24 protein-coding genes are annotated in these 20,990 nt (G+C 69.8%); 14 read left to right on the forward strand and 10 right to left on the reverse strand.

Features of this window, described 5'->3' with window-relative positions; all coding sequences use genetic code 11:
* Window positions 1-7 precede the first annotated feature (7 nt).
* Window positions 8-4,972 carry a methyltransferase domain-containing protein gene (locus tag DAT35_RS58200; protein ID WP_146209766.1) on the reverse strand — a complete coding sequence of 1,655 codons (4,965 nt, stop codon included), beginning with the start codon at window positions 4,970-4,972 and terminating at the stop codon, window positions 8-10.
* Window positions 4,973-5,073: 101 nt separating this feature from the next.
* Between DAT35_RS58200 and DAT35_RS18385 the strand changes: the two genes are divergently transcribed.
* Both DAT35_RS18385 and DAT35_RS18395 read left to right on the forward strand, forming a co-directional pair.
* Entirely contained in the window at window positions 5,074-5,952 is an 879-nt protein-coding gene (locus DAT35_RS18385; RefSeq protein WP_199242933.1) for an IF-2 protein, read from the forward strand.
* Between the two features lie 49 nt (window positions 5,953-6,001).
* The gene (locus DAT35_RS18395; RefSeq protein WP_108068456.1) at window positions 6,002-6,550 is read left to right on the forward strand and encodes an MmcQ/YjbR family DNA-binding protein; all 549 of its coding nucleotides are present in this window, start codon (window positions 6,002-6,004) and stop codon (window positions 6,548-6,550) included.
* Window positions 6,551-6,617: 67 nt separating this feature from the next.
* On the opposite strand, the gene hpt is transcribed toward DAT35_RS18395, so the two are convergent.
* From hpt to DAT35_RS18410, 3 genes are read right to left on the reverse strand one after another with little or no spacing between them, the layout of a single operon-like run.
* The gene (gene hpt / locus DAT35_RS18400; RefSeq protein ID WP_108068318.1) at window positions 6,618-7,151 is read right to left on the reverse strand and encodes a hypoxanthine phosphoribosyltransferase; all 534 of its coding nucleotides are present in this window, start codon (window positions 7,149-7,151) and stop codon (window positions 6,618-6,620) included.
* A 10-nt stretch (window positions 7,152-7,161) separates the two neighbouring features.
* Window positions 7,162-7,977, reverse strand: a complete 816-nt coding sequence (locus tag DAT35_RS18405; RefSeq protein WP_108068319.1) for a uracil phosphoribosyltransferase — start codon at window positions 7,975-7,977, stop codon at window positions 7,162-7,164.
* 19 nt (window positions 7,978-7,996) lie between these two features.
* Window positions 7,997-8,599: a thymidine kinase gene (locus DAT35_RS18410; RefSeq protein ID WP_108068320.1), complete on the reverse strand. Its 603-nt coding sequence runs from the start codon at window positions 8,597-8,599 to the stop codon at window positions 7,997-7,999.
* 172 nt (window positions 8,600-8,771) lie between these two features.
* Here DAT35_RS18410 and DAT35_RS18415 point away from each other — a divergent pair, with 172 nt between their 5' ends.
* The 9 genes from DAT35_RS18415 (at window position 8,772) to dnaB (ending at window position 15,193) form a co-directional block, all read left to right on the forward strand.
* A complete protein-coding gene (locus tag DAT35_RS18415; RefSeq protein WP_108068321.1) occupies window positions 8,772-9,134 on the forward strand; it encodes a DUF5658 family protein in 363 nt (120 codons plus the stop codon).
* A gap of 90 nt (window positions 9,135-9,224) precedes the next feature.
* Window positions 9,225-9,533 (forward strand): septation regulator SpoVG, encoded by a 309-nt coding sequence (gene spoVG, locus DAT35_RS18420; protein WP_108068322.1) that lies wholly within the window; start codon window positions 9,225-9,227, stop codon window positions 9,531-9,533.
* Between the two features lie 67 nt (window positions 9,534-9,600).
* Window positions 9,601-10,551 carry a ribose-phosphate pyrophosphokinase gene (locus DAT35_RS18425; protein ID WP_108068323.1) on the forward strand — a complete coding sequence of 317 codons (951 nt, stop codon included), beginning with the start codon at window positions 9,601-9,603 and terminating at the stop codon, window positions 10,549-10,551.
* 185 nt (window positions 10,552-10,736) lie between these two features.
* A complete protein-coding gene (locus tag DAT35_RS18430; protein ID WP_108068324.1) occupies window positions 10,737-11,444 on the forward strand; it encodes a 50S ribosomal protein L25/general stress protein Ctc in 708 nt (235 codons plus the stop codon).
* Window positions 11,445-11,519: 75 nt separating this feature from the next.
* Window positions 11,520-12,098 carry an aminoacyl-tRNA hydrolase gene (gene pth, locus DAT35_RS18435; RefSeq protein WP_108068325.1) on the forward strand — a complete coding sequence of 193 codons (579 nt, stop codon included), beginning with the start codon at window positions 11,520-11,522 and terminating at the stop codon, window positions 12,096-12,098.
* A gap of 225 nt (window positions 12,099-12,323) precedes the next feature.
* Window positions 12,324-12,788: a 30S ribosomal protein S6 gene (gene rpsF / locus DAT35_RS18440; RefSeq protein ID WP_108068326.1), complete on the forward strand. Its 465-nt coding sequence runs from the start codon at window positions 12,324-12,326 to the stop codon at window positions 12,786-12,788.
* A gap of 51 nt (window positions 12,789-12,839) precedes the next feature.
* A complete protein-coding gene (gene rpsR / locus DAT35_RS18445) occupies window positions 12,840-13,178 on the forward strand; it encodes a 30S ribosomal protein S18 (protein WP_108068327.1) in 339 nt (112 codons plus the stop codon).
* 32 nt (window positions 13,179-13,210) lie between these two features.
* A complete protein-coding gene (rplI, locus tag DAT35_RS18450; RefSeq protein ID WP_108068328.1) occupies window positions 13,211-13,657 on the forward strand; it encodes a 50S ribosomal protein L9 in 447 nt (148 codons plus the stop codon).
* Between the two features lie 168 nt (window positions 13,658-13,825).
* Window positions 13,826-15,193, forward strand: coding sequence for a replicative DNA helicase (dnaB, locus tag DAT35_RS18455; RefSeq protein WP_108068329.1), 1,368 nt, complete (start codon window positions 13,826-13,828; stop codon window positions 15,191-15,193).
* A 17-nt stretch (window positions 15,194-15,210) separates the two neighbouring features.
* On the opposite strand, the gene DAT35_RS18460 is transcribed toward dnaB, so the two are convergent.
* From DAT35_RS18460 to thiE, 5 genes are all read right to left on the reverse strand, one after another.
* Window positions 15,211-15,879, reverse strand: a complete 669-nt coding sequence (locus DAT35_RS18460; protein ID WP_108068330.1) for a hypothetical protein — start codon at window positions 15,877-15,879, stop codon at window positions 15,211-15,213.
* Window positions 15,880-15,968: 89 nt separating this feature from the next.
* Window positions 15,969-16,763 carry a DUF6544 family protein gene (locus tag DAT35_RS18465; protein WP_108068331.1) on the reverse strand — a complete coding sequence of 265 codons (795 nt, stop codon included), beginning with the start codon at window positions 16,761-16,763 and terminating at the stop codon, window positions 15,969-15,971.
* 64 nt (window positions 16,764-16,827) lie between these two features.
* Window positions 16,828-17,568: a bifunctional hydroxymethylpyrimidine kinase/phosphomethylpyrimidine kinase gene (locus DAT35_RS18470; RefSeq protein ID WP_108068332.1), complete on the reverse strand. Its 741-nt coding sequence runs from the start codon at window positions 17,566-17,568 to the stop codon at window positions 16,828-16,830.
* Window positions 17,565-18,332 carry a gamma-glutamyl-gamma-aminobutyrate hydrolase family protein gene (locus tag DAT35_RS18475; RefSeq protein WP_108068333.1) on the reverse strand — a complete coding sequence of 256 codons (768 nt, stop codon included), beginning with the start codon at window positions 18,330-18,332 and terminating at the stop codon, window positions 17,565-17,567. Before DAT35_RS18475 ends, DAT35_RS18470 begins: the two co-directional genes overlap by 4 nt.
* Window positions 18,329-19,006, reverse strand: a complete 678-nt coding sequence (gene thiE / locus DAT35_RS18480) for a thiamine phosphate synthase (protein WP_108068334.1) — start codon at window positions 19,004-19,006, stop codon at window positions 18,329-18,331. The genes DAT35_RS18475 and thiE overlap by 4 nt, the downstream gene beginning before the upstream one ends.
* A gap of 95 nt (window positions 19,007-19,101) precedes the next feature.
* Here thiE and DAT35_RS59005 point away from each other — a divergent pair, with 95 nt between their 5' ends.
* From DAT35_RS59005 to DAT35_RS18495, 3 genes are read left to right on the forward strand one after another with little or no spacing between them, the layout of a single operon-like run.
* Window positions 19,102-19,341, forward strand: a complete 240-nt coding sequence (locus tag DAT35_RS59005; RefSeq protein ID WP_158501768.1) for a hypothetical protein — start codon at window positions 19,102-19,104, stop codon at window positions 19,339-19,341.
* 4 nt (window positions 19,342-19,345) lie between these two features.
* On the forward strand, window positions 19,346-19,657 hold the full coding sequence (locus DAT35_RS18490) for a DUF1844 domain-containing protein (protein WP_108068336.1): 312 nt from the start codon (window positions 19,346-19,348) through the stop codon (window positions 19,655-19,657).
* Window positions 19,654-20,301 (forward strand): hypothetical protein, encoded by a 648-nt coding sequence (locus tag DAT35_RS18495; protein ID WP_108068337.1) that lies wholly within the window; start codon window positions 19,654-19,656, stop codon window positions 20,299-20,301. Before DAT35_RS18490 ends, DAT35_RS18495 begins: the two co-directional genes overlap by 4 nt.
* A 1-nt stretch (window position 20,302) precedes the next feature.
* Here DAT35_RS18495 and DAT35_RS18500 read toward each other — a convergent pair whose 3' ends face one another.
* Window positions 20,303-20,896, reverse strand: a complete 594-nt coding sequence (locus tag DAT35_RS18500; RefSeq protein WP_108068457.1) for a hypothetical protein — start codon at window positions 20,894-20,896, stop codon at window positions 20,303-20,305.
* Between the last annotated feature and the right edge of the window lie 94 nt (window positions 20,897-20,990).

Below are 20,990 nucleotides of genomic sequence, written 5' to 3' on the forward strand. Positions count from 1 at the left end.
CCTGGCTTCAGTCCTGCTCATCGGGTTTCGGGGTGGACGCGGGCGCTGGAGCGGATGTGCCCCCCTTGGGGCGGCGAAGCAACTCATTCTTCACCGCGTTCAGCTCAGCGTTGGCTCGAGCATAGATGTCCTGGACCGTATCCGCGCCCTTGCGGGCGGACAGGCGCTTCGAGGCGGCCAGCTCAGCGTCCTGCCCTTCCAGGCGGCGCTTCTGCTCCGCCAGTGCCGCGTCGCGCTCGGACAGTGTGGCCTGGAGGGTGTCGACCTCCGTTTGCAACCGCTCCACCTCCTCGGACATCTCCAGGATGGCCTCGGAGTCCGAGACCGGCTTGCGCGATTGGAGATGCTCGACCTTCTCTCGCAGTGCGGCCCGCTCGGTCTCCAGGGCCTTGATGCGGGCGGTCAGCGCCTCGGCCGCCTGGGCCTGCTTCGTCTTCTCCGCGCGCTCGGCCTCGAGGAACTTCACCGCCTCGGCGGAGGCCGCCTCCAACGCCGTCACCCGGCCCTCCAGCCGGATGCGGGCCGCCCGGGCCACCGTGAGATCCGAGTTGAGCCGCTCGCGCTCGGAGACGAGCGTCCCCTTCTCCGCCTCGAGCCTCGCGAACTGCTCCTGCACCGCCTGCGTGGAGCTGTCCCGCTCCCGGACCCGCCGCTCCGCCTCTTCCGCCCGAGCCTCCAGCTCGGCCTGCTTCGCCTGCGTGGAAGCCTCGAGCTCCCGGGCGTGCCGCTCGGCCTCTTCCGCCTGGGCCTCCAGCTCCACCAGCTTCGCCTGAAGAGAGGCCTCGCGCTCCCGGGCCTGTTGCTCGGCCTCCTGCGCCTGGGTCTCCCGCTCCGACAGCTTCGCCTGAAGGGAGGCCTCGCGCTCCTGGGCTTGCTGCTCGGCCTCTTCCGCCTGGGCCTCCAGCTCCGACAGTTTCGTCTGAAGGGAGGCCTCGCGCTCCCGGGCGTGCCGCTCGGCCTCTTCCGCCTGGGCCTCCAGCCCGGCCTGGCTCGTCTTCGAGGCCTCCAGCTCGGCTCGGACTTCCGCGAGCCGGGACTCGAGCTCGCCCGCCGAACGCTCCGCCGTGGAGACGCGCTCCCGCTCCGCCTGGTGCTCCTCCCGCGCCTGGATCAGCTCGGCGCGAAGGGTCTCCAGGTCCTCGTGAGCAGTCTCCAGGCCTGTGCGCGCCTTCTCGAGCTCGGCCCGGGCGGACGCGAGTGCCTCACGCTCCTCCTGGAGGGCGGACTCGAGCGAGGGCGCCTTGCCCGCGATGCGCCGCGCCGATTCGAGCTGCACGGTGAGCAGCTCCATCTGCTCGTGCTCGGAGGCGAGCCGGGCCTGGGTCTCGGACAGCTCCTTCTGGAGGTGAGCGAGGTGCTGGTCCCTGTCCCGCAGCGCTCCGTGGGCCTGCTGGAGCGCCATGGAGGCCTGCTGCGCCTGAAAGCGAGCGGCATCCAACTGCGCCACCTGGGCCCGCAGCGCCTCCAGCTCCTGGTCCTTCTTCCCGAGGTCCTCCCGGAGCCCCTCCAACTCGACCCGGGCCTCCACCGCGTCGCGCTTGCGAGCCTCGCGCTCGGCGGCACTGGACTCCTCGCGTGCCCGGGCCTCCGCGAGCCGGGCCTCGGTCTGCTCCACCTGCTCCCGCAGGGCCGTCTCGCGGGCCTGGGCATTGGCGGTCACCTCGGAGGACGTGCCGCGCTCCCACTCCAGGTTCGCCCGGAGCTCCTCGACGAGTCGCTTCTGCTCCGCCAGGGACTCGCCCAGCGCTGTCCCCTCTCGGCGGGCCGACTCCAGCTCCGTGCGCAGGGCCGAGGACTCCTCACGGGCCGCCTCCAGCGCCGAGAGCCGGGTCCGCTCGCGCTCGTCCGCGCCCGCCTGGGCGGACTCCAGATCGGCGCGCGCCTCGGCCAGGGACTGCTCCAGGGCCACACGTCCGGAGTGCTCGGACTCCAGCTCCCGCTGCGTCTCGGTGAGGGTGGACTCCGCCTCGGCCAGCGACGCCGCCAGCGCCGAGCGCTCCTGCCGCGTCTCCTCCAGCGCCGAGCGCAGCTCCTCGAGCCCGCGTTCCGCCTCGGCGCGCGCCTGCTGCTCGGCGTCGAGCCCGGCACGCACCTGGGACAGCAAGGCATCCGCGCTCTGGCTCTCCGCCGCGAACGAGGCCTCGGTCTCGGCCCGCTGCCGCCGCTCCGTATCGAGCTCTGCCCGGACGAGCGCCAAAGACTCCTCGGAACGCGTCCTGCTCTCGCGCTCCGCCTCCAGCTCATCTCGAACAGCCGCGAGCGACTCCTCGGAACGCGTCCTGCTCTCGCGCTCCGCCTCCAGCTCATCTCGAACAGCCGCGAGCGACTCCTCGGAACGCGTCCTACCCTCGCGCTCCGCTTCCAGCTCGTCTCGAACAGCCGCGAGCGACTCCTCGGAACGCGTCCTGCCCTCGCGCTCCGCCTCCAGCTCGTCTCGAACAGCCGCGAGCGACTCCTCTGCCTCGGTGCGCTGCCGCCGCTCGGTATCGAGCTCGGTGCGCACCTGGACGAAGGACTCCTCCGAGGCCCCATGCGCCTGCCGTGCGGACTCCAGCGCGGACTCGAGCTGGGTGATCCGCTGCCGCTCGGCCTCGAGCGCCGCCCGGGCCCGCGTGAGGAGCTCGTCCGCCAGGGTCCGCTGCTGACGCTCCTCCTCGAGCTCGGAGCGGGTGCGAGCCCCCTCCTCGTTCGACTCGATGCGCAGCTGCCGCTCGGCCTCGAGCCCGGCACGGGTCCGCGAGAGCGAGTCCCGGGCCTCCTCCAGGAGCTGCCGCTCCGCCTCGAGCTCCGCCTGAGCCCGCGACACGGCCTCCTCCAGCCGCGCCCTGCCCTGCCGTTCGAGTTCGAGCTCGGCCAGGGCCTGCTCGCGCTCCTCGTCGGCCTTCGCCCGGGCCTGCTGCTCGGCCGCGATGGAGCCCTGGGTCGCCTTGAGTGCCGCATCGAGCCGGGAGATGGAGTCCACGTCCGAGGCACGAACCCGCTCCAACTCCGCGAGCATCGCCTCGGCCTCCACCACGCGCCTGCGCAGGGCACCGCGCTCGTCGGCCCACTGCTGTTGCCGCGCCTCCAGCTCGGCGAGGGCCCGCGCGGCCTCCTCACGCGCACCGGCCTCCACGGCCACCTGGTTCTCGAGCCCCTCGGCGCGGCGCTCCTGGGCTTCCCGCGCGGCCAGCTCCCGAGCGGCCTCGGCCTCGGCCTTCTCCGCCCTCGCCCGCTCCACCGCGACCGCCTGCGCGAGCCGTTCCTCGGCGCGCCGACGTTCCTCGTCGATGGACTCCTCCAGCTCCACGGCGGCGCGGACCCGCTCCTCGTCCAGCGAGGCCAGACGCCCCTGGAGCTCGTGCACGGTCTGCTCGAGCTGGGCCGCGGCCGCCCGGACATTCGCCTCGGCGCGCGAGCGGGCTTCCACCTCGGCCGAGAGCTGCTCCACGCTGGCGCGCGCCGCGGTGAGCTCCGTGTCCAGTCCACGCCACTCGGCCTCGCGAGCGGTGAGCCGCAGCTCCGCGTCCCGCCGGCCCGCCTCCGCGGCCGACACACGGCGGGCGCTGTCCTCCAGCTCGCGAGACATGCGCGCCAGGTCCGCGTCCTGCAGGCGCAGGGACTTCTCCGCCGCCTCGCGCGCCGCGTCGGCCCGGGCCACGTCCGACTTGAGCAGCTCCACCGCGGCGAGCGCCGTCGAGTACTGCTCGGCGATGCGCAGCTCCCGCTCGCGGGCCGCCTCCACCTGCCGCCGCAGATCGTCGGACTGCTCGCGGGCGCGCTCCGCCGAGAGCCTGTCCTTCTCGCGCTCGACGCGCAGGCCGGCCAGCTCGTCCTGCAGCTCGCGCAGCTGGGTGTATGTCTGGGTGAGACGCTCGCGCGACTCCTCGAGGGTGGTGTTCAGCTCCTCGCGGCGGGCGCGCTCCAGCCGAACCGCCTCCTGGGCGCCCAGGGCCTGGACATCGGCCTCCTTCCGGGCGCGCTCGGCAGCCTCCAGCTCCAGCCGCTGCTGGGTGAGGCGCCGGTCCGCGTCCGTCACGCGCTCCAGGGCCACCTGCAATTCCAGCTCGGTGCGGCGCAGCCGAGAGGACAGCTCATCGCGCTCGCGGGTGGACTCGGGGGTGCCGCGCGCCTGCTCCAGTTGCGCGGTGAGCCGGGCCACGTCGTCGCGGGCGATCTCCAGCGAGGGCTTGAGCTGGGCCAGCTCGGTCTCGCGGTCGGTCAGCTCCGCGCGCAGCCGGGTGAGGGACTCCTTGAGACGGCCGGTGCGCTCCTCCCAGCCCTTGGCGCGCTGGACCACCTCGTCCAGCTTGCCGCGGGTGAAGGCGAGCGGCTCGGGAGGAAGCTGGACCCAGGTGGGGTCCACGATGCGAGCCGGCTCCAGGCTGGCCACCACCACGAAGTAGGCCGCCTCGCTGCCGCGGATGAGGGTGCCGTCCACCTGGAGCCCATCGCCCTTCTCGAAGGCGAGCTGGTAGCCCAGCACCGGGGACTGGGTGGCCACCTCCACGTGGGGGAAGTGCGGCGAGAGCGCGTCGAGCAACTGCCCATACGTGGGCGGCACGCCCTCCTCCACATCCATGAGCTGCCAGAGGGCCAGGCCCGCCGCGTTGCGCAGGCCGCCGATGAGGTAGCCCTGACGGCTCACGAGCCGGGCCAGCTCGGCGAACAGCGCGGGGGCGCGCACATAGGGGGCCAGGTCGGCCACCAGGACCAGATCGAAGCTGCCGGGCTCGAGGTCGTCGTAGACGTTGGCGCGGTAGCGCAGCGTGGCGCTGCCGTGGGCCTTCTGGGCCGACTCGACCGCCTTCAGGTCCGCGTCACAGGCCACGACGGTGCGGGCGCCGCGCTCCAGGAGGAAGCGCGCGCTCTCGCCGCCGGTGGTGGCGACCGCGTCCACCTCCAGCACACGACGGCGTGCGAAGAGGCTCTCCGCGAAGATGTACCGGGGCAACAGCTCGCTGGTCCCCAGGCGGCGGAATGTGGGATGCATGAAGTCGGACGGCCGAGTATAGCCCCGGGAACGGTTGTCCCAAGGAAAGCGCCGAGGCCGGGAAATCGCCTCGCCGCCCGGACGTCTGGGGAGCAAGCGACATGAATCCCATGATGAACCCGCAACAGAACCGGCCCAGCTTCGGACGCCGGGCCACGAGCGCCTTCACGAGGCTCTTCGTCACCCTTCTCATCCTCAGCCTGGGCGGGCTGGTGGCCTTCCTCCTATCGGAACGGAACGCCCGGACCTTCACCCTGGCCCTGGAGAACGGGCAACTGGTGGTGATGAAGGGGCGGATGCTGCCCATGGGGGCGGTGCCCTACCAGCCCGGGGACGGGCGGCTGGCGGACGCCTATGCCCCCCTCTCCGTCGAGGGCCGGGACGTCTCATTCCTGATGGAGCGGCCCTTCCGGGAGCGGGAGGAGCTGGACCGGGCGCTCTTTCCGGTGCTGGAGGGGCTCGCCCAGCCGAAGGTGCAGTCGGACGACCCGGAGCTGCTGGCGAAGGGCCTCTACTACCTGCGGCGCGCGGAGCTCCTCTCCGGACTGACGGAGGAGCAGCGACGCACGCTGGAGACGATGAAGGCGGATGTGTCCTTCTTCCAGGCGAGGCAGCAGTTGGAGGAGGCGCGGCGGAACGTGACGGAGGCGCTGACGCAGCTGAAGCTGGCGGCGGAGAGCCGGAACCGGAACACGCAGCGGGCCAACCAGATGCTCAGCACGGTGGGCCCGGCGGCGCAGGCGCTGGAGAAGGCGCTGCGAGCCGTGGATGCCAGCCTGCTCGAGCCCGGCGGTGCCTCGACGCCGGCCGAGACGCCCATTCCCCCGCCGGCCGCACCACAGCAGACGCCCGGAGCCACGACGCCCGGGGCCACGGCGCCGGCGGCACCGGAGCAGAAACCGGGGGTGCGAACCACGGACAGTGAAACGCAGCAGCACCCCGCCGGGACGGAGCAACCCGGGACGGGCACGGCGCGCTGACTCCGCGCCCGCGTGCGGTATACGTGGGGCCTCACGAGGAGACGACCCCATGTCGATGACCCCGGTTCCCCCCGAGATGAAGAGACTCGTGCCGTTCGAGATGGCCCTGCGCGAGGCCGGCATGAGCTACCCCGAGGTGACCGAGGACTTCCCGTGGGGGCACCGGACGCTCAAGGTGAAGGGCAAGGCCTTCATCTTCATGGGGCTGAGCACCGAGGGCTTCTCGCTATCCGTGAAGCTGCCGGAGTCGAACGGCGCGGCCCTGATGCTGCCGTTCGTGCAGCCGACGGGGTACGGCCTGGGCAAGAGTGGCTGGGTCTCCGCCAACTTCGGCGCGCGAGACACGCCCCCGCTCGACATGCTGCGCAAGTGGCTCGACGAGAGCTACCGCGCGGTGGCCCCCAAGAAGCTCGTGGCGCAACTCGGCGGCACCACGGCGCCGAAGACGGATAAGCCGGAGGCTGCGCCCGCCAGGACCCGGAGCGCACCGGCGCGGAAGTCCGCACCGGCCGCGGCGAAGAAGCCCGCCGCGAAGAAGGCCACCCCGAAGAAAACGGTGGCAAAGAAGACGGCCGGTGCGAGGGCCCGGCGCGCCTGAGGCTCGAAGTGGCGCTCACTCGGAGTCGCCTCCGAGTGAAGCGTGCTTCTGGAGAGAGCGCGAGGGACTACTTCCCCTTCATCACGCCGATGAAGGACAGGTTGCGGTAGCGCTCGGCGTAGTCGAGCCCATAGCCCACGACAAAGACGTCGTCGATGACGAAGCCCTTGTAGTCGATGGGAATCTGAGTGCGAGCGCGCGCCGGCTTCTCCAAGAGGGAGCAGACCTTGAGGGACGCTGGGTGGCGGGCCCGCAGGTTCTCCAGCAGGAAGCTCATGGTGAGCCCGGTGTCGATGATGTCCTCGATGACGAGCAGGTGCTTGCCCGCCATGGGCTTGCTCACGTCGGTGGTGATGCGCACCTCGCCCGTCGTCTCGGTGCCGCCCTGGTACGAGGACACTCCGAGGAACTCGATCGTCAGCGGCAGATCCACGTAGCGCGCCAGGTCCATGGCGAAGAATGCCGAGCCCTTCAGCACGATGACGAGCGTCAGCTCCTTGCCCTGGTAGTCACGGGTGATTTGAGCGCCCAGCTCGCGCACGCGCGCCTGGAGCTTCTGCTCATCGATGTGGATGCCGACGTCCTGCTCGTAGAAAGCCACGGTCCTACCTCTACACGTACGCGTTGTTCATGATCTCCCCGAAGCCGCCGCCACCGGGGACGATGTACTGCCGGTCATCCAGCCCCCGCTCCTTCTCCCACAGCTCGCCGGGCACCGTGCCGAACACCTCCGGCGGTGACAGCCCGCGGTCCAGACGCAGCGCGTACACCACCACATCCGGATGCTCGCGGGAAATCCTCCGCAGGAACTCGGGGGTGACGATCAGGTTGAGGCTGAGGATGCGCCGGGGAGTGCCGGGCACCTTCTCCTTGTACATGGACACCGCTGTGCACAGGCTGCCGCCGGTGGCGCCCATGGGGTCCGGGAAGAGGACGATGGCATCGTCGATGTCCCCGCCGATCTTCGCCCCGCCGATGTTCGACCCGACCACCGTCTCCTTGGCGTCGATCATCCGGCTCATGATGATGTGGTCCTGGCGCACCAGCGCCGGGTCCACCGTGGTGTTGAGCAGATCGTACGTCACCTGCGAGGGCAGCGTGCCGGCGCGGGCGATGTTCACCGTCACCGCGCGCACGTCCGGGTCGATGACCTCGCCCTGGTACATGCCCTGAGGCGTGTGATCGATCATCCGCGTGGGCAGGGCCACCATCTTGCGCGGGAACTCGGCGTTGATGACGGTCTTCACCAGGTCCGTGTAGAGCAGCGCCACCAGCCGGTTGATCTCCGGCTGCACGGTGCCCTTGGCGCACAGCTTCGCCAGTTGCGACAGCAGGAACGGGTTGCCCACCAGGTGCACGTTGGCGCCATACCGGTGGGGCATCTCGCTCAACTGGAAGGGGACGTTGGCGTAGAGGGTGTCGCGCATGGCGGGGCCTCGGAGGGCTTCACAACTTGAACAACTCGAGCGTCTGCGGAGGCGTGGCCTCGGTGGGCTCGGCGCGGTGGCACTTGCGGCAGCGCGCCTCGTAGGCCCCGGCGGCGCCCACCACCACCCGCTCCCCGCTGTCCACCAGACGCTGCGAGCGGTTGGCCGGATTTCCGCACACCACGCAGATGGCCAGCTGCTTCGTCACGTACTCGGCGATCGCCAGCAGTTGCGGCATCGGCTCGAAGGGACGTCCCTGGTAGTCCTGGTCCAGTCCCGCGACGACGACGCGCATCCCCCGGTTGGCCAGTGCTTCACACACCGTCACCACCTCGGCGCCGAAGAACTGCACCTCGTCGATGCCCACCACCTGGGTACGGGGAGACAGGTGAAGGAAAATTTCTTCAGCCCGTTCGATGGGGATGGAGGTCAATTTCAACTGGGAGTGGCTGACGACCTGGGTCTCGTCGTAGCGGGTGTCCAGCTTCGGTTTGAAGACCTGGACCACCTGCTTGCCGTACACCGCACGTTTGATGCGGCGGATCAGCTCCTCCGTCTTGCCGGAGTACATCGAGCCGCAGATGACCTCTATCCACCCGATATCTGTGGGAAATTGATGCACGAGCAGGACTCGATCGGGGTCTGTGCGGGAGCGCGGGTCTCCTCTGTCACGCCCCTCCTGGCACGTCAACTTTCAAAATCCCCCCACTTCGCGCGGCGCCCGCCCGCCCTCGCCCTGCCACGTTGGCAAGCATCTTGAAGAACCCCGCCCGGATTCCAACGGGGAGGTTCGGGTGGCGGCGACGACTCAAGAAACGCGTTGGGCAGGTATCGAGGGAGCTTCCTTTCACATCTCTCCCGCGGCGGTCCTGCTGTTGGTGCTCAACCTGCTGGATGGGCTTTTCACCCTCACCTTTTTACAGCTGGATGCGGCCGAGGAGCTCAATCCGCTGATGCGGCTGGCCTACGAGCACTCGCCCCTGGCCTTCATGGGCGTGAAGCTCGTCATCGTGAGCCTGGGGCTGACGCTGCTGTGCCTGCACCGCTCCATGCGCCTGAGCCAGCGGGCGATCCAGGCAGGGGCCGCGCTCTACACCGTCATTGACATCTACCACCTGGCGTTCCTGGCCCACATGTGTCACCGAAGCGTTGGTTGACGCACAACAAGCCCCGACAGACTTGATTTTCCGGGTCGGTCTGTCTCAGTCTGCCTGCTAGCTCGGACCTCAGGGGTCCGGGGGGGGACCATGAACATCACCGACGTCAAGGTGTACCCGGTCGACGAGGATAAGCTGAAGGCCTACGTGACCATCACCTTGGACCACTGCTTCGTCATCCGGGATCTCAAGGTAATTCACGGCGCGTCTGGCCTGTTCATCGCCATGCCGGCCAAGCGCCGGAAGGACGGGACGTACAAGGACATCGCCCATCCGCTCAACGCCGACACGCGCAACCAGATGGAGCGCACCATCCTGCTGGAGTACGAGCGGCACCAGCACCAGCAGACGGCAAACGGGGGGGCGAGCTCCTTCCTGGTCGCTGCCGAGCACGACTGAGCACCGGGTCGGACGGTCCGGTGGAAGGGGCTTCCCTTCCGCCACGGGGCGCGCTAGTAGCGCGCCCATGCAGCCGCGCGACTTCAAGGTGTTCACCGGAAGCTCCAACCCGGGTCTGGCCCACCGGATCTGCGACTACCTCAAGCGTCCGCTGGGCAAGGCGCACGTAGGCCGCTTCTCCGATGGAGAAATCCACGTGGAGATTGGCGAGAACGTGCGCGGACTGGACGTCTTCATCGTCCAGTCCACCTGCCCTCCGGCCAATGATCACCTGATGGAGCTGCTCATCATCTGCGACGCGCTCAAGCGCGCGAGCGCCGGCTCCATCAACGCGGTCATCCCGTATTACGGGTACGCCCGGCAGGACCGGAAGGTGGCACCGCGCACGCCCATCACCGCCAAGCTGGTGGCGGACATGCTCGAGGTGGCGGGCGCCACGCGAGTGGTGTCCATGGACATGCACGCGGGGCAGATCCAGGGCTTCTTCAACATCCCCTCGGATCACCTCTACGCCTCGCCGGTGTTCCTGGAGGACCTGCGCAAGAAGTTCCCCGACACCCAGGACCTGGTCATCGTGTCGCCGGACGCGGGCGGCGTGGAGCGGGCGCGTGCCTATTCCAAGCGGCTCAACTGCGGCTTCGCCATCATCGACAAGCGCCGGCCGCGGCCCAACTCCTCCGAGGTGATGAACCTCATTGGAGACGTGAAGGGCAAGGACGCGGTGCTGGTGGACGACATGGTGGACACCGCGGGCACGCTCACCCAGGCGGCCGCCGCGCTGAGGGAGCGGGGCGCGCGCCGGGTGGTGGCCTACGCTGTCCACCCCATCCTCTCCGGACCCGCCAACCAGCGCCTCCAGGAGTCGGTGCTGGATGAGGTCGTCTTCACGGACACGGTCCCCCTGTCGCCCGCCGCCCAGGCCACCGGCAAGGTGCGCGTGCTCACCACCGAGCGCCTCTTCGGCGAGGCCATCGCGCGCATCCACCGCGCCGACTCGCTCAGCTCCCTCTTCGTCTGACGGAGAAGGGCGCCCCTGCCCGCCGGGCGGCTTGACTCTGGCCGTCCGCGCTGGCATGTCGCACCCACACCACGCCGGCCCTTCCTTTTCGCAAGGCGCCGTCTCGGGGCCCGCCACGGGGGCGGGATGCCAGAGGCGCCGGGGTTCCGGCGGGGTCACATCGCAGTCCCCCACCGAGGAAATCCATGTCCATCGACAAGAGCACGCTTGAGGTCAAGACGCGCGAGGGCTCCGGCAAGGGCGCCGCCCGCCGTCTGCGCAGCCAGGGCCTGGTGCCCGCCGTCGTCTACGGCAAGCACCTGGAGAAGCCGCTGTCCATCGCGGTCGACCCCAAGGCCGTGCGCCAGGCCATCAACACCCCGCACAAGCTCAACACCCTCATCACCCTCAAGGGCGTGGGTGCCGAGCAGCAGGTCCTCTTCAAGGACTACCAGCAGGAGCCGGTCACCCGTGAGATCCTCCACGTGGACTTCATCGCCGTGCGCGAGGACGATCAGGTGAAGGTGAACGTGCCCCTGGTGCTCACCGGCCGGGCCGAGGGCGTCGCCGAGGGTGGTCTGCTCACCCAGGCCCGCCGCGAGCTCGAGGTCTACGCCAAGCCGCGCGCCATCCCCGAGAAGATCGAGGTGGACGTGACGCCGCTGAAGATCGCCATGGCGCTCCACATCAACGACGTGAAGCTGCCCGAGGGCGTGGTCGTGAAGACCAACGTCAACTACACCATCGCCGTCGTCAGCGCGCCCGAGGGCGCGGTCGAGGCGGCTCCCGCGGCGGCTGCGGCTGCTGCGGCGGCGGCTCCTGCGGCCGGCGCTGCGGCCAAGCCCGCGGCCGGCGCTGCGGCCAAGCCCGCGGCCGGCGCTGCGGCCAAGCCCGCGGCCGGCGCGAAGAAGTAGTCTTCTTCCTCCTGCCGTACACGCGGGGTCAGCCCGAAGGGGGGCTGGCCCCGTCTGTTTTTCGGAGTGTCTGCCATGAAGCTCATCTGTGGACTGGGCAACCCCGGGCGCGAGTACGAGCGCCACCGTCACAACATCGGTTTCATGGTGGTGGAGGCGCTGCTGTCGCGCGCTCGCGCCGACCTCAACCACGAGAAGTTCCAGGCCCGGGTGGGCCAGGGCACCCTGGGCGGCGAGAAGGTCCTCTTCCTGGAGCCGCAGACGTACATGAACCTGTCCGGCCGCTCGCTGGCCGAGGCGGCGCGCTTCTACAAGGTGGCGGTGGAGGACATCCTCGTCATCCACGACGAGTTGGACCTGCCCTTCGGGCGGCTGCAGCTCAAGGCGGGCGGGGGCAGCGGCGGCCACAACGGGCTCAAGAGCAGCGTCTCCTCCCTGGGGGCGGACGGCTTCATCCGCCTGCGCTTCGGCATCGGCAAGCCCCAGGGCCCCAACGCCAAGGACCGGGTGGCCGACTACGTGCTGTCCAATTTCGACGATGGCGAGCGCCGGCAGCTCGACGACCTGATCGCCCAGGCGGCGGACGCGTCCGAGACCTGGGTGCGCGACGGGCTGGCCACGGCCATGAACCGCTACAACAAGCGGGCGCCTTGACTCGGGGTCTGGCCCCTCGTAGAAGGCCCCTCCCTGCTCGCTGGAAGGCTCGGCGGGGCAGGACTGTTCTTTTCCATCATCCCGGGTGCGTGCATCCGGGACGAAGCGCGAGGGAGACGGGCGCGCGGTTTTCCCGTTCCCGGCGGACGGTCCCCCTTGGACCGGCCGACCGTTTCCCCGCTCCTCGGACAACCGGGGGGCACTCAACCCCAAGGGGAGAGAAACATGGCTGAGACGCAGGCCGCCAAGCGGCTTCGTGAGTACGAGACCATCTTCCTGGTCAAGCCGGACCTCACTGACGACAACGTGGACAAGCTCAAGGAGCGCGTCCGCGGCATCGTCAACCGTGAGGGTGGCAAGGTCATCCGCTTCACGGTGTGGGGCAAGAAGAAGACTGCCTACCCCATCGCCAAGCAGCCCCGCGCCATCTACGTGCACGCCGACTTCCTGGGCAACACTGCCCTGGTCGCCGAGGTGGAGCGCAACCTCCGCATCTACGACGAGGTGACGCGCTACCTGACGGTGAAGCTGGCGGACGAGGTGGACCCCGAGACCCGTCCGGTGCTCGAGGACCTCAAGCTGGCCGGCGACGTCGAGGAGACGCGCCCGGGTGCCGCGGCTTCCGCCGAGCGCGCCGAGGCCGCTGACGAGGGCGCTGAGTCGGAGGAGGAGGGCACCGAGGAGGCCTAGTGCCCCCGAGGTCGTCTTCCACGGACCCAATCCAGAGACGAGAGAACACTCATGATCGGCAATGACAGGAACGCTCCCCGCGGTGGGGACAGGGACAGGGACAGGGGCGACCGGGACGGTGGTGGTCGCGGCGGCGCCGGGGGCGATGAAGAGAAGCGTGGTGGTGGCCGCGGCTTTGGCCGCAAGAAGGTGTGCCGCTTCTGCGCCGAGAAGAACGCCAAGGTCGACTTCAAGGATCAGGCGACCCTGAAGTACTTCGTCACCGAGCGCGGCAAGATCATCCCCCGCCGCATTTCCGGCAACTGCGCCAAGCACCAGCGTGAGGTGGCCACCGCCATCAAGCGCTCGCGCGGCCTGGCGATGCTTCCCTACAACGCGATGGTCGGCTGATCGCCCGGCCTACGTACCAACGGAGACATCACATGAAGGTCATTCTTCGTGAGGACGTCGCGAACCTGGGCAAGTCCGGTGAGCTCGTGACGGTGAAGGACGGCTTCGGCCGTAACTACCTGCTGCCGCGCAAGATGGCGGTGCTGGCCACCGAGCAGAACGTGCGCCAGCTCGAGCACGAGCGGGCCGTCATCTCGGCGCGCAACGCCAAGCTGAAGGGCGCCGCCGAGGAGCAGGCCAAGAAGCTCGGTTCGGTGAAGGTCACCATCCGCCGCAAGGTGGGTGAGCAGGACAAGCTGTACGGCTCCGTCACCGTGCTGGACATCGCCGAGGCGCTCGCCGCCCAGGGCCAGACGGTGGATCGCCGCCAGCTGCACCTGGCCGAGCCCATCAAGGCCACGGGTCAGTACGAGGTGGAGCTGCGGCTGCACCGGGACGTGATCGCCAAGATCAAGGTCGAGGTTGCGGCGGAGGCCTGATCCTCCATCCCGCTGTGAAGTCAAGGGCCGTCCGGGACTCAACCCCGGGCGGCCCTTCCATTTGCGGGAGGGTGCCGGTCCAGAAGCCTCGGGTGTGTCAGAGGCGACTGCCAGGGTCTCTCCCCTACAGACCTGTAGCAGACCCTGTAGACTGGCCGGCGGGTAGCCATGGACAACATCCTCGACATTCGGACGGGCGGACGCAGGTCTCACGAGGACCTCGCCGCCGAGCGCGCGGTGCTGGGCGCCGTGCTCGCGGACAACTCGCTCCTCGACAGCCTGGCGGAAGTGGTGCATCCGGACGACTTCGCCAGTCCAGCGCACGCGCAGATCTTCGAGGCGATGCTCAAGCTGACCGGCTCCTCGCGGCAGGTGGACCACCTGACGCTGGCCGAGGAGCTGAAGGTGCTCGGGCATCTGGCGGCGGTGGGCGGCCCGGCCTACCTGATGAGCCTGGATCAGGTGGTGCCCGTGCCGGGCAACGCCGTGCAGTACGCGAAGATCGTCAAGGACCAGGCCATCCGGCGGCGGCTGGCGGGCGCGGGGCGGGAGATCCAGGAGCTGGCCAGCCAGGAAACGGGCGAGCTGGACGCCCTGCTAGACGAGGCCGAGCGCAAGGTCTTCCTCCTCGCGGAGAAGAAGCGCGTGGGAGACCTGCGGCCCGTCAGCGAGCTGATGGAGCACACGCTCGATCTGCTCGACAAGATGAAGGGCGCGACGACGGGCATCACCGGCCTGTCCACCGGCTACGCCGACCTGGACCAGGCGCTCACGGGCCTGCACGGTGGCGAGCTCCTCATCCTCGCGGCGCGCCCCGGCTGCGGAAAGACGTCCTTCGCGATGAACATCGCGACGCACGTGGGCCTGGCGGACGAGCCCAAGGCGGCGGCCATCTTCAGCCTGGAAATGCCCGCGGACCAGCTGCTCATGCGTCTGCTCGCCTCGAGCGCGCGCGTGGACATGAAGAAGCTGCGCGGCGGCCGGCTCACCCCTCATGACGAGGAGAAGTTCCAGGAGATGGCGGGCAAGCTCTACAACGCCCCCATCTACATCGACGACTCGGGCGGCCTGTCCCCGTTCGACCTGCGCGCCAAGGCGCGCCGGCTCAAGCAGAGGGACCCACGGCTGTCGCTGATCGTCATCGACTACCTCCAGCTGATGCACCAGAAGGGCAAGGTGGAGAGCCGCCAGCTGGAGATCGCGGAGATCTCCCGCGCGCTCAAGCAGCTGGCCAAGGAGCTGGAGGTGCCCATCATCGCGCTCTCGCAGCTCAGCCGTAAGGTGGAGGAGCGAAAGGGCGGCAAGCCGATGCTCTCGGACCTGCGCGAGTCGGGCGCCATCGAGCAGGACGCCGACGTGGTGATGTTCATCCACCGCGAGGACCAGCCGGAGGGCGAGGGCGGAGAGCAGCGCGCCACCACGGCGATCCCCGTGCAGCTCGTCATCGCCAAGCAGCGCAACGGTCCCATCTGCGACATCGATCTGGTCTTCCTCGCCGAGTACACGCGCTTCGAGAGCCGGGCCCGTACCGAGTAGGCCCCGGGCTCCACCGCTCAAACCACGAGCGAGATCCGCACGCGGTCGCGTCCCTTCGCGAGCTGTCTCACCAGGGACTCGGGCGTGTCCCCGGACTCGCTCCAGGCGTCGAGCTCCTCCATCTCCCAGTCCTCGAAGATGCTTTCCCCCTCGAAGCCGGGGATGAAGCCCTCGCGCATGGCCTGCTGCACGCCCTGCAGCGGCCCCAAGATGACCACGTCACCGAAGCCGAAGAACCGCAGGGACGTGCCACACGCCTCCAGCGCCGCGTTCAGCAGGGCCAGCACCGCGTTGATGTTGTAGTAGTCCGAGATGTCGTGGAACGTGACGCTGTAGCGCCGCCCCCCGTGGCGCAGGCGCAGCGTGTACCGGCTGTTCAGTCCGCCGTCCTCGTCGGCTGCGTCCGCCGGGCCGAGGGCCCTCGCCTCCTGCTCCACGTCGCCTTCGCCCGGCAGCACCTGCGTGAACCTCGCCCCATTCAACAGCGGCGACACGAGCGGAAGCAGATCCCTGAACAGGTCCTCATGATCCACGGGGTACTCGCCCGCCTCCGGGTCGAACCCGTACCCACGTCCCAGGCGCATGAAGGTCTCGTCCCAATACTCGGGCCTGTTGTCGTCGGGCACCGAGGCTCCGGACGAAATCTGGAGCAGCTCGCGCAGGCGTCGCTCATTCTGGATGGCCATGTTTGCTCTCCCCTGCTCGGAGCCCCTGTTTCCCATGCGGGTCTGACAGAGAAGGGAGGCGAGGACAGCCATCTGGGACGCGGGAGGCCTCATCCTCCGGGCGGCACGTTGAACGCCAGGCTGCCTTCCGAGAAACGCATCTCCACGTAGGCGAAGTCCCCTTGCGGCAGGTGCCACACGGCCCTGCCCGACGTCGGCACCGGACGTCCGTTGAGCTCCTGCCAACCGTCGATCGGAGTCGTCCAACGCGTTCGGACGAACGGCCGTTTGGGATCGTGGGGGTCCTGGCAGAAGCGATCGGTGGTGCTGAAGTCGCGTGGTGCGCCACGCTCATCCAGGAAGACCCGGGCGGTCACGGTGCGCCCCCGGTCGGTGAGGGCCACATCGAAGGACCTGTCGTCGACAGCGCTCCAGGAGCTCTCCGAACCGAGCACCAGGGACGGTGCCAGGAGGATGGCGTCGTTGAGATAGGTCACCAGCTCACCGATATCGAGCTCGGCCCCCCTGGCGTCCTCGGCGGTGAAGAGGTCGAGCGGCCTGACGAGCATCCGGCCCTCGCCCCGAAGATAGGTGTCCCGGGCGAGCACCGGCACGAGGCCCAAGAAGCAGATCCGAATATGGAAGATGCGCGCGATCTCGAGGCGCGTGTTGTACTGCCAGGCCTCCATTGCCTTCCAGGCCTGGTCGGGTCCGAGCCGGAAGCGCCCGGTCACGCCCGCGCGGAAGGACCAGTCCCTCGGACGCCCCACCACGCCCATGAACCGCAAGTAGCGCCGCACCGGCTCGGGCAGCGATGAAATGTCAGCCTCGGTGACGGGCTCGGCGGGCCCGGGGCCGGACGGCAGACCCGCTGCGGCGACCTCTCGCGAGAATCTGGCTCTCATGGCGGCGCATCCTACTGGCCGCCCCAACCTCCGCGTGGCCTCGTCGGAGATGGAGTGCGGAACCTCAGTCGCGGCCGGTGCGCAGGTAGCGCGTCACGTAGCGCTTCGCCCGGCGCGCGGCGGCCGTGGGCGTCTTGCCCCGCCCCAGCTCCACCGCGAAGGCCGAGCCCAGCCGGCACCCCGTCCCCCGGCGCTCGGGTGGGCGCTCCAGCCGCTCCCCTTCCAGCACCACGTCCCGGCCCGGCAGGACCAACACATCCACCGCTCCCGTGGCCCGGTGCCCGCCCTTCACCAGCACCGCCCCGAAGCCGTGTGACACGAGCGCCCTCCCCGCCTCGCGCGCCTCCTCCACCGTGCGCACCGCGCCCCCGCCAAGCAGCCACGCCGCCTCGTCCAGATTGGGCGTGAGCGCCACCTTCGGCCCCGCCAGCGCCAGATAGTGCCGCCGAGTCAGCTTCGAGAGCGGCTCGCCCTTCGATGTCCGGACGACCGGATCCACCACCCACCACGCGTCCACGCCCTCGAGCGCCTCGCGCAGCGCGGCCAGCAGCGCCGGCCCGGGCACCTGCCCCAGCTTCACCGCATGCAGCGGCCCCAGCTCGAGCGCCGCCTTCACCTGGGCCCGCAGCACGCGCGGCGGCGTGGGCTGGTACAGGAAGGTTCCCCGCCCCTGCGCCGTCTGCGCGGAGGGCACCGCCACCGGCGCCCCACCGAGCGCCCTCACCGCGGCCACGTCCGCCAGCAGCCCTGCCCGGCCCGTGGGCTCGTGGCCCGCGCACAACAACACGCGCGGCACCCCGCTCACCGCCGGTGCTCGCGCGCTCGCTGGATGAACATCCGGTACACGCCCACGTGCGCGGGAATGGTGTGGAGCATCAGCTCCGGATGCCACTGCACCCCCAGCGCGAAGGCGTACTGCGCCGACTCGATGGCCTCCACCACTCCGTCCGGCGCCACCGCGCTCACCACCACCTGCGCGCCCGTGCGGCTCGCCGCCTGGTGATGCGTGGAGTTCACCATCAGCTGTCCCTTGCCGAGCGCCTCCGCCAGCAGCGTCCCATCCTTCACCTCCACCGGGTGCTGCGGATGGGTCCGGTCATGCTTCTGCTCGTGCTCGTGCGCGCCCTGCACCTCGCGGCCGATGTCCTGATACAGGGTGCCGCCCAGCACCACGTTGAGCAGCTGCATGCCCCCGCAGATGCCCAGCACCGGCATGTTGCGCTTGAGCGCCCCGCGCATCAGCGCCGTCTCGAAGGCCGTGCGCGACACCTTCTGCGGCCCCATTCCCTCGCGCGCCGTCTCGCCATAGGCCTCGGGCGGAATGTCGAAGGCCCCGCCCGTGACGAGCAGCCCGGAGATGCGATCCAGGTACGCATCCACGCACGCCAGCTCGTCCGAGTACGGCAGCACGAAAGGCAGGCCTCCCGCACGCAGCACCGCGTCCGCGTAGGGCACCTTCAGCTCGTAGTACGAGAACTGCGAGTCCGGCCGGCTCGCGCTGAAGTCCGGGGTGATGCCGATGTTGGGCCTGCGTGGCGGCTGGCCATGGCCATGTGGTTTGTGCGTCATGCGTCTCCGGCCGCGAGGCTAGCCCCCTGGGCGCCCCTGTCAAAGGCGGCGCTCAGGCGCCGGACCCGCTCGGCAATGTCCTCGGCGAGCAGGGCATCCGAGGCCACCGCTCCACCGTACGCCCCGGTGGCGGCCAGCTCCGCGATGTTCTCCAGCTTCACCCCGCCAATCCCCACCACCGGCAGGGGACTCACCCGGGCCACCGCGGCGAATCCCACCAGCCCCAGCACCGGCGCGGGCACCTGCTTGGTGGTGGTGCCGAAGACGGGCCCCAGGCCCACGTAGTCCGCCCCGGCCGCCCGGGCCGCCTGCGCATCCGCCAGGTTGCGCACCGTCACCCCCACCAGCCCCTCCGGGCCCAGCAGTTGCCTCGCCGCCTCCGGGGGCAGATCCTCATCCCCCACGTGCACCCCATGCGCCCCCGCCAGCAGCGCCAGGTCCACCCGGTCGTTCACCAGGCACACCGCCCCCGCGCGCCGGCAGGCGGCCACCACCTCGCGCGCCGCGGCCAGCCCCGCCCTCAGCGGGGTGCGTTTCATCCGCAATTGCACCACCCGTGCCCCTCCAGCGAGCAATCGGGCGGCCTTCTCCCCCAGTGGCAGCTCGGGGCGCACGGTGTCATCACAGAGGACATACAGTCCCCGGGGAAGGGACGGGCGGACGGGGGCGTTCATCGGCTCCGGACGGGTGTGGGTTCAGTGGCGTTGACAGAGGGTAGCCCTGCTATAAGGTGGCGCGCCCTTTTCCAAGAGATTCCGAGGAGTTGAACATGGCCAACACGACAAACCCCAAGTACCTCGACAAGCGCACGGCTGAGCGCTACCAGCGCAGCGGCGAGCTGGACGAGAAGGCGTACCAGCGCCACATCGAGTCCCTGCCGGACGTGGCCGAGAAGTCCGTCCCCGTGGAGACGGTGATGCACGACGAGCTCGAGGACGACGAGGACGACTTCGAGGACGACGAGGACGAGGGCGAGGGCGAGGACGAGGACTCCGAGACCGAAGAGTGACGCCATGAGCGAGGAGAAGCGCGGAGAGACCTTCGTGATGCGGGGCGAGGCGCGGCAGAACGCACCCGAGGCCCCCATCACCTTCAGCACCTTCCTCATCGGCCTGGCCTCCAGCGCCCTCATCCACCTGGGTGAGGCGCCCAACCCGGAGACGGGCCGCTCCGAGCGGGATCTGGTGCTCGCCCGTCAGAGCCTGGATCTGCTGGGGATGCTGCACGAGAAGACGCGCGGCAACCTCACGCCCGAGGAGAAGCAGCTCTTCGAGAACCTCCTGGCCGACCTGCGCCTGCGCTTCGTGGAGGCGAGCAAGCGGTGACTTCTCCCGCCTCCCCTGCCCCGGGCCTGCCGCGGGGCATCCGCTTCGCGGCGTTCGTGGGCCTCGTGCTCTCGGCCTTCACGGGCTTCTTCGCCCTCAGTGAGTCCATGGGCCTCGGTCGGCTCTCGGAGTTCAAGGAGGCCAGCGGCTCGTCGCACTTCTCCATCGTGGGCGATCCGGCCATCGACGCGCGCATCTCCAAGGCCCAGCTCGCCGCGCTCGAGTCCATGCGCGAGCCGCGCTCACTGGTGCTCGGAGCCCTGTCGGTGGCCTGCGCCCTCGTCTTCGTGTCCGCCGGCCGCATGCTCCGGCCCGAGGGGCTCCCCCTGGAGCGGATGCGCCGGATGTTCGGAGGCGCCGCCATCGCCGCGGCCCTGCTGCGCACCATCGATGGCGCCCAAGGGGCCGTGGTGGCCCGGCGCATGGGCCCCGTCCTCACCGAGGCCATGAAGACCCTCCCCGAGTTCCAGGGCCCGGCCTCTGATCACCTCCAGGTCATCCCCTGGATCGTATCGGCCAGCACGGTGATGCTCACGGCGCTCGTCGCCGGCACCTTCGCCCTGCTCGGCCAGTACTTCCGCAGCGAGCGCGTCCGCCAGGCCATCAGCGCCCAGGACGGCGACCTCGCCGAGGAAGAGGACTGAGTCAGGCCGCGACGCCCCTCAGCAACTGCTCCAGGGGCGGCTCCGACTCCGGCCCCGAGCCGTCGATCGCCAGCCGCGTCCCCTGCATGCGGTGCAGCTGCAACAGCAGCTCGCGCTCCACCCCGTACACCCATGCCAGGTGGCCCATCGGCCAGCGCGACTGCATCCGCGCGAAGGCCTCGTCGTCGAACTCCCCGTCCAGGCACTCGGGCAGCTCCACCTCTTCGTACTGGAGCCGCTCCCCGCCCACGTGGTGGCCCCCTCCGAAGGTCATGACCTCCTCGTACTCCTGAGGGTCATACACGTAGGAGTGCACGGTGACGCCCGCCGCGCGGGACAGCAGGCGGGCGAGCGCATGGTGCTCGCTGTACCAGTGCGAGCCCCGGCGCCCCGCGGAGTGGGGGCCGTCCAGGGCCAGCCGGATGATCTTGCGCCGGCGGTAGACGGACACCGACAACAGGGTGTCCTCCGCGGCGCCGTCCTCGACGAGCGCCTGCCGGGCCAGCGCCATCAACCGCAGGCCACCCAGGGATTCAACTCGGATGAGATAACCGCCGTGCGCTTCCAGTGGACGCCCCCCCGGTACTCGGGCCATATACCCGGACTGACCGCACAAAGGCAACTCCCGGAGAGCCTGGAAGTCCGTCGCGGCTCCAAACATCCAGGCACGCGCGATCAGTGAAACGCAA

Origin of the sequence: Vitiosangium sp. GDMCC 1.1324 (assembly GCF_003044305.1) — a bacterium.
Taxonomy (GTDB): domain Bacteria; phylum Myxococcota; class Myxococcia; order Myxococcales; family Myxococcaceae; genus Archangium.